Source organism: Mucilaginibacter rivuli (assembly GCF_019391655.1).
Classification (GTDB): domain Bacteria; phylum Bacteroidota; class Bacteroidia; order Sphingobacteriales; family Sphingobacteriaceae; genus Mucilaginibacter; species Mucilaginibacter rivuli.
Map to the genome: position 1 here is coordinate 736,883 of NZ_JAHXPQ010000001.1, position 13,067 is coordinate 749,949.

Annotated in this window: 13 protein-coding genes; 8 read left to right on the forward strand and 5 right to left on the reverse strand. The window is 43.3% G+C overall.

The features are described 5' to 3' along the window. Positions 1-40: 40 nt before the first annotated feature. The 6 genes from KXQ82_RS03175 to KXQ82_RS03200 all read left to right on the forward strand — a co-directional run bounded on the left by KXQ82_RS03175 (position 41) and on the right by KXQ82_RS03200 (position 5,769). Complete coding sequence (locus tag KXQ82_RS03175) at positions 41-532, forward strand: YcxB family protein (RefSeq protein WP_219486672.1); 492 nt, start codon at positions 41-43, stop codon at positions 530-532. A gap of 79 nt (positions 533-611) precedes the next feature. Next, positions 612-1,376, forward strand: a complete 765-nt coding sequence (locus KXQ82_RS03180; RefSeq protein ID WP_219486673.1) for an ABC transporter ATP-binding protein — start codon at positions 612-614, stop codon at positions 1,374-1,376. A 65-nt stretch (positions 1,377-1,441) separates the two neighbouring features. Then, positions 1,442-2,554 carry an ABC transporter permease gene (locus KXQ82_RS03185; protein ID WP_219486674.1) on the forward strand — a complete coding sequence of 371 codons (1,113 nt, stop codon included), beginning with the start codon at positions 1,442-1,444 and terminating at the stop codon, positions 2,552-2,554. A gap of 299 nt (positions 2,555-2,853) precedes the next feature. Next, positions 2,854-4,149: a phosphopyruvate hydratase gene (gene eno / locus KXQ82_RS03190; protein WP_219486675.1), complete on the forward strand. Its 1,296-nt coding sequence runs from the start codon at positions 2,854-2,856 to the stop codon at positions 4,147-4,149. Positions 4,150-4,292: 143 nt separating this feature from the next. After that, positions 4,293-5,216 carry an RDD family protein gene (locus KXQ82_RS03195; RefSeq protein WP_219486678.1) on the forward strand — a complete coding sequence of 308 codons (924 nt, stop codon included), beginning with the start codon at positions 4,293-4,295 and terminating at the stop codon, positions 5,214-5,216. A 76-nt stretch (positions 5,217-5,292) separates the two neighbouring features. Further along, positions 5,293-5,769, forward strand: coding sequence for a GNAT family N-acetyltransferase (locus KXQ82_RS03200; RefSeq protein ID WP_219486680.1), 477 nt, complete (start codon positions 5,293-5,295; stop codon positions 5,767-5,769). Positions 5,770-5,844: 75 nt separating this feature from the next. Here the strand turns inward: KXQ82_RS03200 and KXQ82_RS03205 are convergent, their stop codons facing one another. The 3 genes from KXQ82_RS03205 to KXQ82_RS03215 are packed head-to-tail and all read right to left on the reverse strand — an operon-like array spanning position 5,845 to position 7,956. Next, positions 5,845-7,089, reverse strand: coding sequence for an MFS transporter (locus tag KXQ82_RS03205; protein WP_219486682.1), 1,245 nt, complete (start codon positions 7,087-7,089; stop codon positions 5,845-5,847). A gap of 27 nt (positions 7,090-7,116) precedes the next feature. Further along, entirely contained in the window at positions 7,117-7,347 is a 231-nt protein-coding gene (locus KXQ82_RS03210; RefSeq protein ID WP_219486684.1) for a hypothetical protein, read from the reverse strand. Between the two features lie 15 nt (positions 7,348-7,362). Beyond that, positions 7,363-7,956 carry a TetR/AcrR family transcriptional regulator gene (locus KXQ82_RS03215; RefSeq protein ID WP_219486686.1) on the reverse strand — a complete coding sequence of 198 codons (594 nt, stop codon included), beginning with the start codon at positions 7,954-7,956 and terminating at the stop codon, positions 7,363-7,365. Between the two features lie 249 nt (positions 7,957-8,205). Between KXQ82_RS03215 and KXQ82_RS03220 the strand changes: the two genes are divergently transcribed. Next, positions 8,206-9,483 carry a DEAD/DEAH box helicase gene (locus tag KXQ82_RS03220; protein ID WP_219486687.1) on the forward strand — a complete coding sequence of 426 codons (1,278 nt, stop codon included), beginning with the start codon at positions 8,206-8,208 and terminating at the stop codon, positions 9,481-9,483. 191 nt (positions 9,484-9,674) lie between these two features. After that, positions 9,675-10,001, forward strand: a complete 327-nt coding sequence (locus KXQ82_RS03225) for an FtsB family cell division protein (protein ID WP_255563386.1) — start codon at positions 9,675-9,677, stop codon at positions 9,999-10,001. A 108-nt stretch (positions 10,002-10,109) separates the two neighbouring features. Here the strand turns inward: KXQ82_RS03225 and KXQ82_RS03230 are convergent, their stop codons facing one another. Continuing rightward, entirely contained in the window at positions 10,110-12,209 is a 2,100-nt protein-coding gene (locus tag KXQ82_RS03230) for a hypothetical protein (RefSeq protein WP_219486688.1), read from the reverse strand. Between the two features lie 107 nt (positions 12,210-12,316). Beyond that, on the reverse strand, positions 12,317-13,060 hold the full coding sequence (gene fabG, locus KXQ82_RS03235; RefSeq protein WP_219486689.1) for a 3-oxoacyl-[acyl-carrier-protein] reductase: 744 nt from the start codon (positions 13,058-13,060) through the stop codon (positions 12,317-12,319). Positions 13,061-13,067 lie beyond the last annotated feature (7 nt).

Below are 13,067 nucleotides of genomic sequence, written 5' to 3' on the forward strand. Positions count from 1 at the left end.
TGGGAAAGTATTTTTATCTTTCGTCAGTAAAAACTCCCGTATGGAACCTGTTATCATCAACTCCAAATTAGAACAGAAGAGATACCGTAATGTAAACCTGTATGTTCTTTTACAAAGAAAGATATTATGGTTTATGTTGGTATTGGCCTTTGTTATGCTTTTGCTATCATTTATTATGAGCGAGGGTAGCACCTTAGCTTACCTGGCTATATTTTATTTTGTATACCTGTTGGCTATGCCCTTTCTGGTTATTGTAAAATCCAAAAACTACTACAAAAAAATAGCACACATTAGCGAGCCTAAAACTTATGAATTTTCTGAAACCGGCGTTAAAATAACAGGTGAAACCATAAAGGTGGAATTGGCCTGGTCTAATATTAATAAAGTTGTTAAACGTAAAGATGATTACATCTTGTTTAACTCTAACAGCCGTAGTTTTTTTACTTTTCAACAGCAGGTATTTAAGAGTGATGAAAAGATAGTCGCATTTGAAAGCCTCATAAAACAGTATGTAAAGAAGAATAACTTTTAGATAGTTTGTTTACCTAAAAAAAACCGCCTTTCGCCGAAAAACTTATGGTAATATCAAATAAGTATTCGACTTTTGCGACATGGCAAAACAACCTATCATTACTGTTAACAACCTTGTAAAAAAGTACGATGATTTTACCGCTGTAAACGGCATCAGCTTTGAAGTTTATGAGGGTGAAATATTCGGCTTGCTGGGCCCAAACGGCGCCGGAAAAACTACCACTTTAGAGATTATTGAAACCCTGCGCGATAAAACATCGGGCCACATTATGGTGGATGGTTTTAATATTGAGACTGATGGCGCGGCTATTAAACAGCGCATTGGCGTACAGTTACAAGCTGCAGGGTATTATCCAAACTTAAACTTAACTGAACTTATTGAGCTGTTTTCGGGTTTGTATGGTATTGATGTTTCGGCCAACGAAATGCTGGAAAAGGTTGCCTTAACGGATAAAGCAAAATCAAAATACAAAGAACTTTCGGGCGGGCAAAAGCAACGTTTCTCTATCGCGACAACGCTGATAAACAACCCGCGTATTGTGTTTTTGGATGAGCCGACTACCGGGCTTGACCCCCAGGCGCGCCGTAACCTTTGGGACCTGATACGCGAGATACGTGATAACGGAACCACCGTAGTTATAACCACTCATTATATGGATGAAGCCGAGGTACTGTGTGATCGTGTTGCCTTTGTTGATGGCGGAAACATTATAGGTATTGATACTCCCGATGCCTTTATTGATGAATTGATAGCCTCTGGCTTTGAGCGTAAAAAGGAAGTAAAGGCCGCTAACCTTGAAGATGTTTTTATTACCAAGACAGGTAAGGAATGGAGAGAATCCTGAGAAAGAATTAAGAATAAAGAATCAGGAAATCAAGAAAGAAACACTATTGAATTACAAGTAAACAAATGAACAACTCCCCCAAAAAATATAATAATACAAAAGCTACGCTGGCTATTGCCAAAGGTAGTTTACGCTCTATGCTACGCAGCCCATCGGCAGTGGTATTTACGCTGGCATTTCCACTCATTTTTATTTTGGTGTTTGGCTTTATTGGCGGTAATGGTGGCATTAAAATAGATGTTGGTGTAGCTAAGGGCACCGATACCACTAATATGGTTTACCAGGCGTTAAAGGCCAATCCGGTTGTGCACCTGGTATTGAATAAAACGGAAGCGGATATGAAGGCCGACCTGGAGAAAGGGCGGTTAGACGCCATCATCTCGGTGCAGAAAAACACTTTAGGCGGAGCGCCAATTTTATTGGATGTGCAATACACCAAAGCTTCGCGCGAGAACAGCAAGATATTTGCCTCGGTAATAAATAGCATGATATCGCGGATAAACACGCCACCGGTAATCACACCTGTACCAATGCTTGTACAACTGCATGAATCGACAATTGAGGGCCGTATATACAAAACCATCGATTTTATTTTGCCGGGCCAATTGGGCTTTTCGTTATTGAGCAGCGGCGTATTCGGTACGGCGTTTGTGTTTTTAAGCTTGCGGATCACGCTGGTTATAAAACGCTTTTTTGCTACCCCGGTTAAACGGTACAGTATTGTTTTGGGAGAGATGCTTGCCAGGATGATATTCTCGTTAATAGGAGCCTTGTTCATCATTATGATAGGGCACTATGCTTTTGGCTTTACACTGGTGAACGGGGTAGTTACGGTAGTGAATATGCTGATATTATCCATCATCGGGCTCATTGTGTTTATGGGTTTTGGCTTTGTGGTATCAGGCATAGCCAAAAACGAAAGCAGTGTACCGCCAATAGCCAATATTATTACGTTACCGCAGTTTTTGCTGTCGGGTACATTTTTTTCTATCAGTGCTTTCCCGGCCTGGCTACAGCCAATAAGCAGGGCATTGCCGCTAACATATTTGAACGATGCCATGCGCAAGGTGGCTTTTGAAGGTGCAACACTGTTTGATGTAAGCCACCAGATATTGATACTGTTTATTTGGATGGTGATTATTTACACCGTGGCCGTAAAGACGTTTAAGTGGGAATAGTTTTTTGATGTCGGATTTTCGATTTCGGATTTGTTTTCTGTCCCGTCATTGCGAGGCACGAAGCAATCCTAAACTCTGCATTAACGCCAATGCATGTCGCCTACCTGTCTATCGAAGATTGTTTCGCTATCGCTCGCAATGACGGTCGGGAGGCTTAGTGTATTTTTTACACAATTATTTGTTATCTTTGTGTTAATGGTGTGTTTGATAGCATATTTTTGCTACTTTAGCGCCGTTTTAAGCTTATTGGGCTTAATAATTAGTAAAAATAGGATAACGATTAACCAAGAAAACACAATATGAGCATTATCATTGACGTACACGCCCGCCAGATACTGGATTCGCGCGGTAACCCTACCATCGAAGTTGAAGTTTTAACCGAAAACGGTGCCCTTGGCCGTGCCGCTGTTCCATCAGGCGCATCAACAGGCATACACGAAGCGGTTGAGCTGCGTGATAACGACAAGGCTGTTTACATGGGTAAAGGTGTTTTAAAAGCCGTTGCCAACGTAAACGATGTAATTGCTAAAGAATTGAAAGGTTTAGACGTTTTTGAACAAAACGCGATAGACAAATTAATGATCGCTTTAGACGGTACCGAAAACAAAGGTAAATTAGGGGCCAACGCTATTTTAGGTGTATCATTAGCGGTTGCTAAAGCTGCCGCTCAGGAAAGCCGCCAGCCTTTATACCGTTACATTGGCGGTGTTAACGCTAACACGTTGCCAATCCCGATGATGAACATCGTTAACGGTGGTTCGCACTCTGACGCGCCTATCGCGTTCCAGGAGTTTATGATCATGCCGGTTGGCGCGCCTTCGTTCAGCGAAGCTTTGCGTTGGGGTACTGAAGTGTTCCACAACCTGAAAAAGATATTGCATGACCGTGGTTTATCAACCGCTGTAGGTGACGAAGGTGGTTTTGCACCAACTTTTGAAGGTACCGAAGATGGTGTTGAAACGATTTTGAAAGCGATAGAAAAAGCTGGTTACAAGCCAGGTGTTGATATCTGCATCGCGTTTGATTGCGCTGCATCTGAGTTTTATAAAGACGGAAAATACGATTATACCAAGTTTGAAGGTGAAAAAGGCGCTATCCGCAGCAGCGCAGAGCAAGCAGATTACTTAGCATCATTAGTAGCTAAATATCCTGTTATCTCGATAGAAGACGGTATGGCCGAAGATGATTGGGCAGGCTGGAAATTACTAACCGAGAAAATTGGCGATAAGGTACAATTAGTAGGTGATGATTTGTTTGTTACCAACGTTAAACGTTTACAACAAGGTGTTGATACCGATACAGCTAACTCTATCCTGGTAAAAGTTAACCAGATTGGTACCTTAACCGAAACTATTGACGCGGTTACTTTGGCTCAAACCAATGGCTATACTTCGGTAATGAGCCACCGCTCGGGCGAAACTGAGGATGCTACCATTGCTGACTTAGCTGTTGCCTTAAACTGCGGCCAGATCAAAACCGGTTCGGCTTCACGCTCTGACAGGATCGCGAAATACAACCAATTATTACGCATCGAAGAGGAATTAGGCGCTAACGCGAAGTTTATTGGTAAGAACTTTAAATACGCGAAGAAGTAACTTTTGGTCCATGGTCTATAGTCCATGGTGAGAGGATTTAATATTTGAGAGCCCTGCGAGAGATCGTGGGGCTTTTTTTGTTATTAAGATAGCAACCTGGTTTTCGCTTTTTATTCGTTAGTTTTGATCAAACCTTATCAAACATGTGGAAAAAGCATACCCCTGCAATTGTTATCATTCTCGGTTTTATTATCGCGATAGGCGGTATTGTTAATGACGCCCTGATTGACACACATAGTTTTGATGTGATGGATATACAAGGTTTTTTTCGCCCCTTAAATCTCAGGTTGATATTTACCGATTCTTTAGCATATAATGGCCATAATTATGTGAATGCGGTTTTTGATATGATCCTGTTGTTGGGTGTTATTATTTACCTCGCTACAAAAAAACGCGAGCCGGCTGTTGTGCGTTTTGCATTCGCTATCATTTTTCTTTCGAATATTATATCATTAACAATTGGCTTAGGTTCCTTCTTTTGGTCTATCAAAAAAGTGTTTGCGCTGGGGCCCTTGCATGTTATGATAGATATACTCTTTTACCTAAAATGTTTATTTTGGATATACATATCATACCGTGTATTGGCATATTTTAATGATTGCATAAAACTGAAGGAAGAAGTGGTGGCAGCGGATGGATTTCTTCAAAATCAGTTGGTCAAAGCGTCTTCGGGCCGACGTTTTTTTCATCCTGTTATAGATACGCTTGTAACTATTGTTCTTTTTTCTCCGATGCTTAAATGGCTGATCCCTGAGCATAATTTTTTTGAGCCCCGCAGGTCGGGTATTGAGGATCATATGGCGCTCGTGATCATTCTTTTGAGAATGATCTACTATTTGTTTTACGAAAGTGTTTTGGGTATTACGCCGGCAAAATTGTTGACCTCAACCCGTATTGTAGATGAGAATGGCAGTAAGCCCGGGTTCAGCAATATTCTTGCCCGTACATTGTCGCGCCTGGTACCGTTCGATGCTTTTTCTTTTTTTGCTGATGATGGCTGGCACGATAAATGGTCGCGCACCTTTGTGGTAAAGGAAGCGGGTATTGGGAGTGAAGAACTGCATTAGCCTCGATGTATAAAGTAACTAGTTCTAATTACCCTGGCCCCTTGCTTTACACTTTATTTTTACATTATATTTGATCATGGTTAGACTATTGACTGAAAAAGACGCGGCGGCATACCGGGCATTGCGCTTAGAGGCACTGCGTTTGGTTCCGGATGCTTTTTGCTCGGACTACAAGACTGAGAACGAAAAACCGGAACTTTTTTTGGAGAAGTGTTTAAAGGAAAAAACGGAGATCCCTTTTGTTTTTGGTGCCTTTGAGGGTAAAGAACTGGTAGGCATAACCGGTTTTGCCGGCGACGAGATCATCCAGATATATATATCGGAAAAACATCGCCGTAAGGGAATGGCACGCGAGATGGTTTTAGCTGCCGTTGATCATGCTTTTAGCCGAATAAAGTTGCTGCTGTATGTTAATGTTGCCGTTGTACTTGCACAAAACAACGCTCAAAAATTTTACGAAAGCCTGGGCTTTGAGCCTACCCGCATGGATACGTATACCCACAACGGATTTGGCATACAATTAATGGCGCTTAGCCGCAGCCGTAACCGGTAAAGGTTTGATGATCCAGAGTGTCTTTTATATCGTAAAGATGAGCCCTGCAAATTTCGCAGGGCTTTTTTTGTTTCCTTAAACCACTTTCTCTGCCAATTTCTTTTTCACCAATTGGCTTACGCGATAGATCATAAATATACTGATGGCTGTTATAATAGCGGTAACATAGCCCAGGGTGGAGTAGTGCTCCAGTGGGCTGGTCTTAGTTTTCTGCACCACAATCATCCCTCCAACTGCGGCCGCCATGCCCCCGGCTATTTGCTGCAGCGATGAGTTGATACTCATATAAGCACCACGGTCCTTCATTTCGGGAATACCGGTGGTTAAAGCGCTTGATGGTACCATACGGCTCATAATACCCATCATCATCATAACGTTGAATATCATCACCAGCCATAGTGGTGTTTCTGCCAGGTTGGTGTATATCACTACAATTACAATCATCCATATACAGGCGATGGCATACAACCGGAACTTATCTATTTTATCGCTCAGCTTACCTACAAGCGGCATAATAATAAGCGTACTGATGCCTGCTACCATAAACAGTAATGGCAGTTGGTTTTCGGTAATTTTGAGGTTGTTAATGGCAAATGCGCTGCCAAAAGGCATCATCATAAAACCACCTATTGATAAAAGTGCAGTGGCGGCAAAGCCTATACCGTACTCCGGGTTGCGCATGGTATGCCAAAGGTGCGTAAACGCATTTTTATCCTGCTGTAATTTAAGGTGTTGGGTTATTGGTTGCAGCTTCAAAATAATAAGCAGCAGCACAGCGGCGGCCAAAGCGGCTACCATTAAAAAAGGAGCGTGCCAACCCCATAGGTTTGCCATATAAAGGCCTATAGGTATACCCAATACCTGGCTGGCGCCAAAACCCATCTGTACAAAGCCCATTACACGGCCACGGTGGTGTATATCAAACAAATCGGCTACGATGGCGAGTGATATGGAGCCGATAACGCCGCCAAACAAGCCGGTAACAATACGGGCAGCCATTAGCATCCAATATGAATTGGCTATGCCGCATAGTATTGTACCTATAATAAAACCGCTGTAAAAAAAGAGCAGCAATTTTTTGCGGTCGAAACGATCGGCAAAGCCGGCAGTTAGCAGCCCCGAGATACCGGCGCTAAAGGCATAGGCCGATACGGCGAGCCCGAACTGTGAAGTTTGAAGACCGAGCGATTTCATCAGTATATCACCCATTGGCGACATGATCATAAAATCCAGTATCACCGAAAATTGGGTGAAAGCTAAAATAAACACCACAAATTTTTGATATCCTGTAAAAGGTGTGGCTGCAGTTTTGTTTTCCATTGTGTTGATAGATGTTTTGTTGTTAGTTTACCCGGCTAATTCTTCGCAAAAAAAGCCGCAATTATTTATGGTTGATATTACATCCTGTGGCGTTAGCTCGGCCGATACTATACGTAATACGCAGTCTTCATCGTCCAGGTCAACATTCCAGTGGTGTATCAGCATATGCGCATCAAGTATTTTACCGGCGCAGTGCCGTGCCTCTGCCGTAGCGATATCCGTTTTAAAGATCAGTATGTTTTTAATTTCGTTGTACATAACATTCCTCCTTAATTAATTTATTTTAAGCGCTTTAACCACCAGGCCGAACGTTTGCCAAAGTATCTCATCCGTCATCCCGAAAGGTTTTGCTGCCAGGCTCATCCCTTCCTTATGAAACCGTATTAAAGAATATAATGGTGCAAATGCCAACGACCAATACACTTCCAACGGCATTTGATTGATTTCGCCACGGTTAACGGCATTGTTTACAAAACGACCCATTACTTCTTTAAAATGCATACTCATGGGGCCAATTACCTTTTCGTGATAGGTAGAACTGCGCAACTGTTCAAACAACAACATGGCGTAAGGTTCGGTCATCATATAATTGTACCTGTTTTGCCATTGTACCTTTAAGCCTTCAGCAAAATGCATTTCCGGATCGAAATTTTTTAACGTAGCCTCATGCATCGCTTCACCCTGCTCAATTGCTATCCGGGTAATCAGGTCGTCTTTATCCTTATAATAGATATAGAGTGTGCCAACAGATATATTGCAGGCTCTGGCCAGCTTGTTAACGCTAAAACCTTCAAAGCCATCGGCCACGAGCATTTGTATGGCGGTTTGTTTTACTAATTGTTCTTTATCAACATTACGGATGCGCATATACAAATATAAATGAATGAGCGCTTACTTTTAAAAATATTTTGATAAATATATTTTCGCAATGGTTTTTATTGGCTCAATATTTAAAATACCGGCCACACTTTCCATTTTACCTCATCTGCTTCCCATCCAAATAAAAAACGTATCTTTGCGGCAATATATGCGCATTTGCATATATCCGCACTTAACCGGCTCTGAACCCAAAATCATTTCCTTTTATAGAGCGGGAACTTTTATACAAAACATTACATGTTATTCGAAGACTTAAAATTAATTGAGCCTATCCTCAAGGCCTTAAAACACGAGGGATATACTAATCCTACGCCTATACAAGAGCAAGCCATACCTATCGTTTTAGAGCGTAAGGATCTTTTAGGCTGTGCTCAGACAGGTACCGGTAAAACAGCCGCATTCGCGATACCTATTTTGCAAATACTACACCAGGACCGCCTGCAGCATAAAGAGCAAAAAACCATAAAGGCACTGATATTAACGCCAACGCGTGAGCTGGCCATACAGATAGATGAAAGCTTTGCCGCCTACGGTAAACATACCGGCCTGAAACATTTGGTGATATTTGGCGGTGTATCGCAGCATCACCAGGTAGAAACGCTGAAACGCGGTGTTGATATTTTGGTAGCTACTCCGGGCCGTTTGCTCGATCTGGTGAACCAAAAATTTGTGCACTTGGACCACATTAAAGTTTTGGTATTGGATGAAGCCGACCGTATGCTGGACATGGGCTTTGTTGTTGATGTGAAAAAGATCATCGGCAAACTACCGCAAAAGCGCCAGACGCTGTTCTTTTCGGCAACCATGCCTAAAGAGATACAGGCCCTTGCAAACAGTATATTGCATAATCCCGAAAAGGTGGAAGTTACACCGGTATCGTCAACAGCGGATACCATACAACAAGGCCTATACTTTGTGGATAAAAACGATAAGAAAAACCTGCTTATCCATATCCTGAAAGATAAAACCATACAAACCGCATTGGTATTTACGCGCACCAAACACGGTGCCGATAAGGTGGTGAAAGACCTTACCCGTGCAGGTATTACTGCCGAAGCTATACACGGTAATAAATCGCAAAACGCGCGCCAGCGTGCCTTAACAAACTTTAAAAACCGCACTACCCGTATTTTGGTGGCTACTGATATTGCCGCGCGTGGTATTGATGTGGATGAGTTAACCCACGTTATCAACTACGAGTTGCCTAATGTGCCCGAAACATATGTGCACCGTATTGGCCGTACAGGCCGTGCAGGATTAAGCGGCATAGCCCTTTCATTTTGCGATGCGGATGAAGGTGAATTTTTGTACGATATCCATAAGCTGATAGGCAAAACCGTGCCGGTAATTGATGATCAGCCATACCCTATGCGCCCGCCATTAATGGGCCCGGGCATCAAATCGCCAAACAAGCCGGGCGGCGGCGGCGGCCGTGGTGGTAAAGGCGGCGGCGGTCAGCGTGGCGGTGGCGCTAAAAAGCATGGAGAGTTTAGGAGCAGGGCGAGGAGAGATTAAGTTTATCCCAATTATGTCATGGCGATGAGGAACGACGCGGCCATCACTGAGGTGGTAAAGGACATGCAAAGTTCGCTGCCTTTCTCAGTGATTGCTTCGTGCCTCGCAATGACATAATTTATTATTCTTATGGGTATTGTTAACAAGTTAATAACCTCAACTTGCTAAGCCGTTGCAATTAAAATATTTTTATGAGCAAAATCGTTAATATAGATATGAAGCGCCTTATCGACCTCTTTAAAAACAAATTCTTTTTGGTTACCGTAGCATTTGTGGTATGGATGGTGGCGTTTGATAAAAACGACCTGCACTCGCAATATCAATATTACACCGAACTGCGCAAGGCCGAAAAGGAACGTGATTTCTATCTCAAAGAAACCACGCAGGCCCGTAAAGATCTTGACGATTTAACCACCAATCCCGAAAAACTGGAACGCTTTGCCCGCGAAAAGTACCTGATGAAAAAGGATAATGAGGATGTGTTTGTGGTGGTGAGGGAGAAGAAGGCGGAGAAGTAAATGGTCATGCTGAACTTGTTTCAGCACCCCACTTGCTAAGTAGCAACTATTTATCGCACGCCTACCTTTATGATGAGGTGCCGAAATAAATTCGGCATGACTTGAAGGTTAAACTTCGCCGTCACGTTTCCTTAGAAACCACTCAGCACTCAGCAGCGCCAACACCAAAAAGAACACCCATTTCACATCCACCAGGTCACGATAGGTTTTATCATCATAAACTATTGTTTTGATGTTTTCGTTCTTGCGTATCATATCGGCAAGGGTGCTGATCTGCGATGGTGACACCATTTGGCCGCCGTTATCTTTGGCGAGGGCTTGCAGCAGGTGATGGTCGGCAGTGCTTTGGCGGGTTTCTGCGTTAAGTACTTTGATAACAAATTGGCCTGTTGCATTAAACAACTTGTCGCCAAGTTTGGTGGCTGCGGCGTAGGTATATTCGTCGGGTGGTAAAGCACCGGCGTTGAGCTGGTAACTCTGGCCGTTGCGGGTAAAGATGAAGCTATACGTTTTACCTGCTTTGCTTTTTAAATCAATTTTAACATCAGGAGTGTTGATGAGTTGGAGGGCGTCGTTGTACAGTTCGGCGTTAAGCAAAATGTCTTCACTCTCATCAAACACGTTCTTAGCCGGGTAAACCCTGAAACGCTGGCGGTTGTTGTTGGCGGTGAGGTATTGTACCGACTGGCTCATCAACTCGTCAACCGCGCTGTAATTACCTTCGTTCCTAAATTCGGCTAAACGCCATTTCCATAAACCTTCGGCAGTTAATATGGCAATGCGGCGGCCATTATCATCACCAAAAGCTAATAAGGGGTATGAGGTTTCAACACTGCCTATTTTTTGTTTGAGCAATACAGTTTGCGCATTGGCTGTACCGTAGTTACCAAAAGGAGCGGATAAGGGTGGTAATGAAGCCAGGGTCTGGCGGGTAGAGTCGGACAAGGTAAAGGCAGCGAAATCAGCTTTCGGATTTGCAAAAACCTCCTGCATTTCTAAGCGCGACGAATTGATCTGCACCATTTTTTGCAGCGAGTTAAGCTGCTGCAAGTTTGATTGCGCGCCTGCTATATACCATACAGGTATTTTTGATTGGGTTAAAGCGGCTTGTAAAGCTGTTGGCACCGGCGCGCCTGCCGATGGTATTTGGTATAAAATAACCGCGCTGTAGCCGGAAAGTTTGGCAGCCGTCATTTCATTCAGCAGGCTGGTTTTAACCTCGTAATTGCGGTTTCCTTCTAACGATGATTTGATAGCGCTGATATCGGGGTGGATATTGTTGTATAGTACCAATATCTTTTGTTTACTATCCAATACCTCCACGTAAATGGTTTCGGAGTTATTGGTGGCCGATATTTCGTTGGGTGCCGGTTGCAGGTTAAAGCTGAATTTATGCACACCTTTTTTATCAGCGTGAAGCTTAACTGTTATTGCTTTACGGAACTCATTTGCCGGGATGCTGATGTTTTGTGTACCTACAGGAGTGCCATCTTCGCTGATGCTTAAATGGAGGTTTTCGCCTTTGCTTTGATAGGCTTCGGTTAAAACTTCCACTTCAAAGTCGTTACCCAAAAAAGCGGTCTTATTATAGTTAATGTTGGCGATGAGCAGATCGCGTTTGGGGATGGTATCGCCTAAGGCAACTGTGTAAATATTGGTTTTTAAATTGCGGGCAACGTATTGCGGGCTACTGCCTTTATTGTACAGCCCATCGGTAGCTAAAACCAGCGCGCCTATGTTTTGGTTGGAGAAGCGATCGGCAAGGCCGCTGAATACTCCCGACAGATCAGTTTGCTTGCCGTTGAAATTGGCAGACAAACTATCCTTTAAATCGACAGCGAAGTGAAACTCGCGTACATCATAATCATTGCCCAGTGTCTTTTTTAAAGTGCCGAGGTCGTCAACCAACTTCGCAGGCTCAAAACCTTTTGGTTTGAAGAGATTGATGGACGATGAATTATCCTGCACCACCAATACCAGCGGCTTTTGCTGGCGGCTGCTCATTGTTTTTATCATTGGTGATAATAGCAGGAAAGCGATAATGGTAACAGCTAAAAAACGAAGCCCGGCTAAAAGGTAGCGTATATTGTTACTTAGGTTGCCTGCTTTGCTATAAAGTAGCCAGGCATATATAGCGCCCAGCAGCAGGCAAGCCAATGCCCACCATACAGAAAACGAACCCCAGGTTATTGAAAACAAAAACAGCATATCTAATTGTAAATATGCTGTTTTTTATAAGAATAAGGAATGCTATGTTAAAGATATTACAAAAGCGCCAGGCTTTTGACTTTCGACTTTAAACTTTCGACTTGATTTTACAGCATTCCGCCGCAAACAGGAATTACCTGCCCGGTTATGTACGCGCTCATATCTGACGCTAAGAAAACGCAGGTATTAGCCACATCTTCAGGCTGGCCGGCACGTTTTAACGGAATGCCTGCTTCCCAGCCTTCAACTGTTTTAGGGTCGAGTACGTCGGTCATTTCGGTGCGGATAAAGCCGGGGGCAACCACATTGGTACGGATATTACGTGAGCCAAGCTCTTTAGCGATAGATTTGGAGAAGCCGATGATACCCGCTTTTGATGCTGCATAATTTGCCTGGCCCGCGTTACCTTGTACACCAACTACCGAGCTTAGGTTGATGAACACGCCGTAACGGTTCTTCAACATAATTTTTGATGCTACTTTGGTGGTATTGAATATCGATTTAAGGTTAACGTTGATCACATCGTCAAAGTCTTGCTCGGTCATGCGTAACAACAGGTTGTCTTTGGTGATACCCGCATTATTTACTACAATATGCAGGGTGCCAAAATCGGCAACAATATCATTAACCAGTTTTTCGGCCTCAGCAAAGTTTGAGGCATCAGAGCGATAGCCTTTTACTTTGGTGCCAAACTGCTGCAATTCCTGCTCCAGGGCAAGGCCTTTTTCTACAGATGACAGATAGGTGAAAGCAACGTTTGCGCCATGCTCGGCAAACTTTTCGGCAATTTTACGGCCTATGCCTTTTGATGCCCCGGTTATCAGAGCTGTTTTTCCTTCGAGTAATTTCATTGAATGC

Bases quoted from the DNA above. Each gene is read 5' to 3' on its own strand.
- KXQ82_RS03175 (WP_219486672.1), top strand. From the start codon at position 41: ATGGAACCTGTTATCATCAACTCCAAATTAGAACAGAAGAGATACCGT.
- KXQ82_RS03180 (WP_219486673.1), top strand. From the start codon at position 612: ATGGCAAAACAACCTATCATTACTGTTAACAACCTTGTAAAAAAGTAC.
- KXQ82_RS03185 (WP_219486674.1), top strand. From the start codon at position 1,442: ATGAACAACTCCCCCAAAAAATATAATAATACAAAAGCTACGCTGGCT.
- eno (WP_219486675.1), top strand. From the start codon at position 2,854: ATGAGCATTATCATTGACGTACACGCCCGCCAGATACTGGATTCGCGC.
- KXQ82_RS03195 (WP_219486678.1), top strand. From the start codon at position 4,293: ATGTGGAAAAAGCATACCCCTGCAATTGTTATCATTCTCGGTTTTATT.
- KXQ82_RS03200 (WP_219486680.1), top strand. From the start codon at position 5,293: ATGGTTAGACTATTGACTGAAAAAGACGCGGCGGCATACCGGGCATTG.
- KXQ82_RS03205 (WP_219486682.1), bottom strand. From the start codon at position 7,089: ATGGAAAACAAAACTGCAGCCACACCTTTTACAGGATATCAAAAATTT.
- KXQ82_RS03210 (WP_219486684.1), bottom strand. From the start codon at position 7,347: ATGTACAACGAAATTAAAAACATACTGATCTTTAAAACGGATATCGCT.
- KXQ82_RS03215 (WP_219486686.1), bottom strand. From the start codon at position 7,956: ATGCGCATCCGTAATGTTGATAAAGAACAATTAGTAAAACAAACCGCC.
- KXQ82_RS03220 (WP_219486687.1), top strand. From the start codon at position 8,206: ATGTTATTCGAAGACTTAAAATTAATTGAGCCTATCCTCAAGGCCTTA.
- KXQ82_RS03225 (WP_255563386.1), top strand. From the start codon at position 9,675: ATGAGCAAAATCGTTAATATAGATATGAAGCGCCTTATCGACCTCTTT.
- KXQ82_RS03230 (WP_219486688.1), bottom strand. From the start codon at position 12,209: ATGCTGTTTTTGTTTTCAATAACCTGGGGTTCGTTTTCTGTATGGTGG.
- fabG (WP_219486689.1), bottom strand. From the start codon at position 13,060: ATGAAATTACTCGAAGGAAAAACAGCTCTGATAACCGGGGCATCAAAA.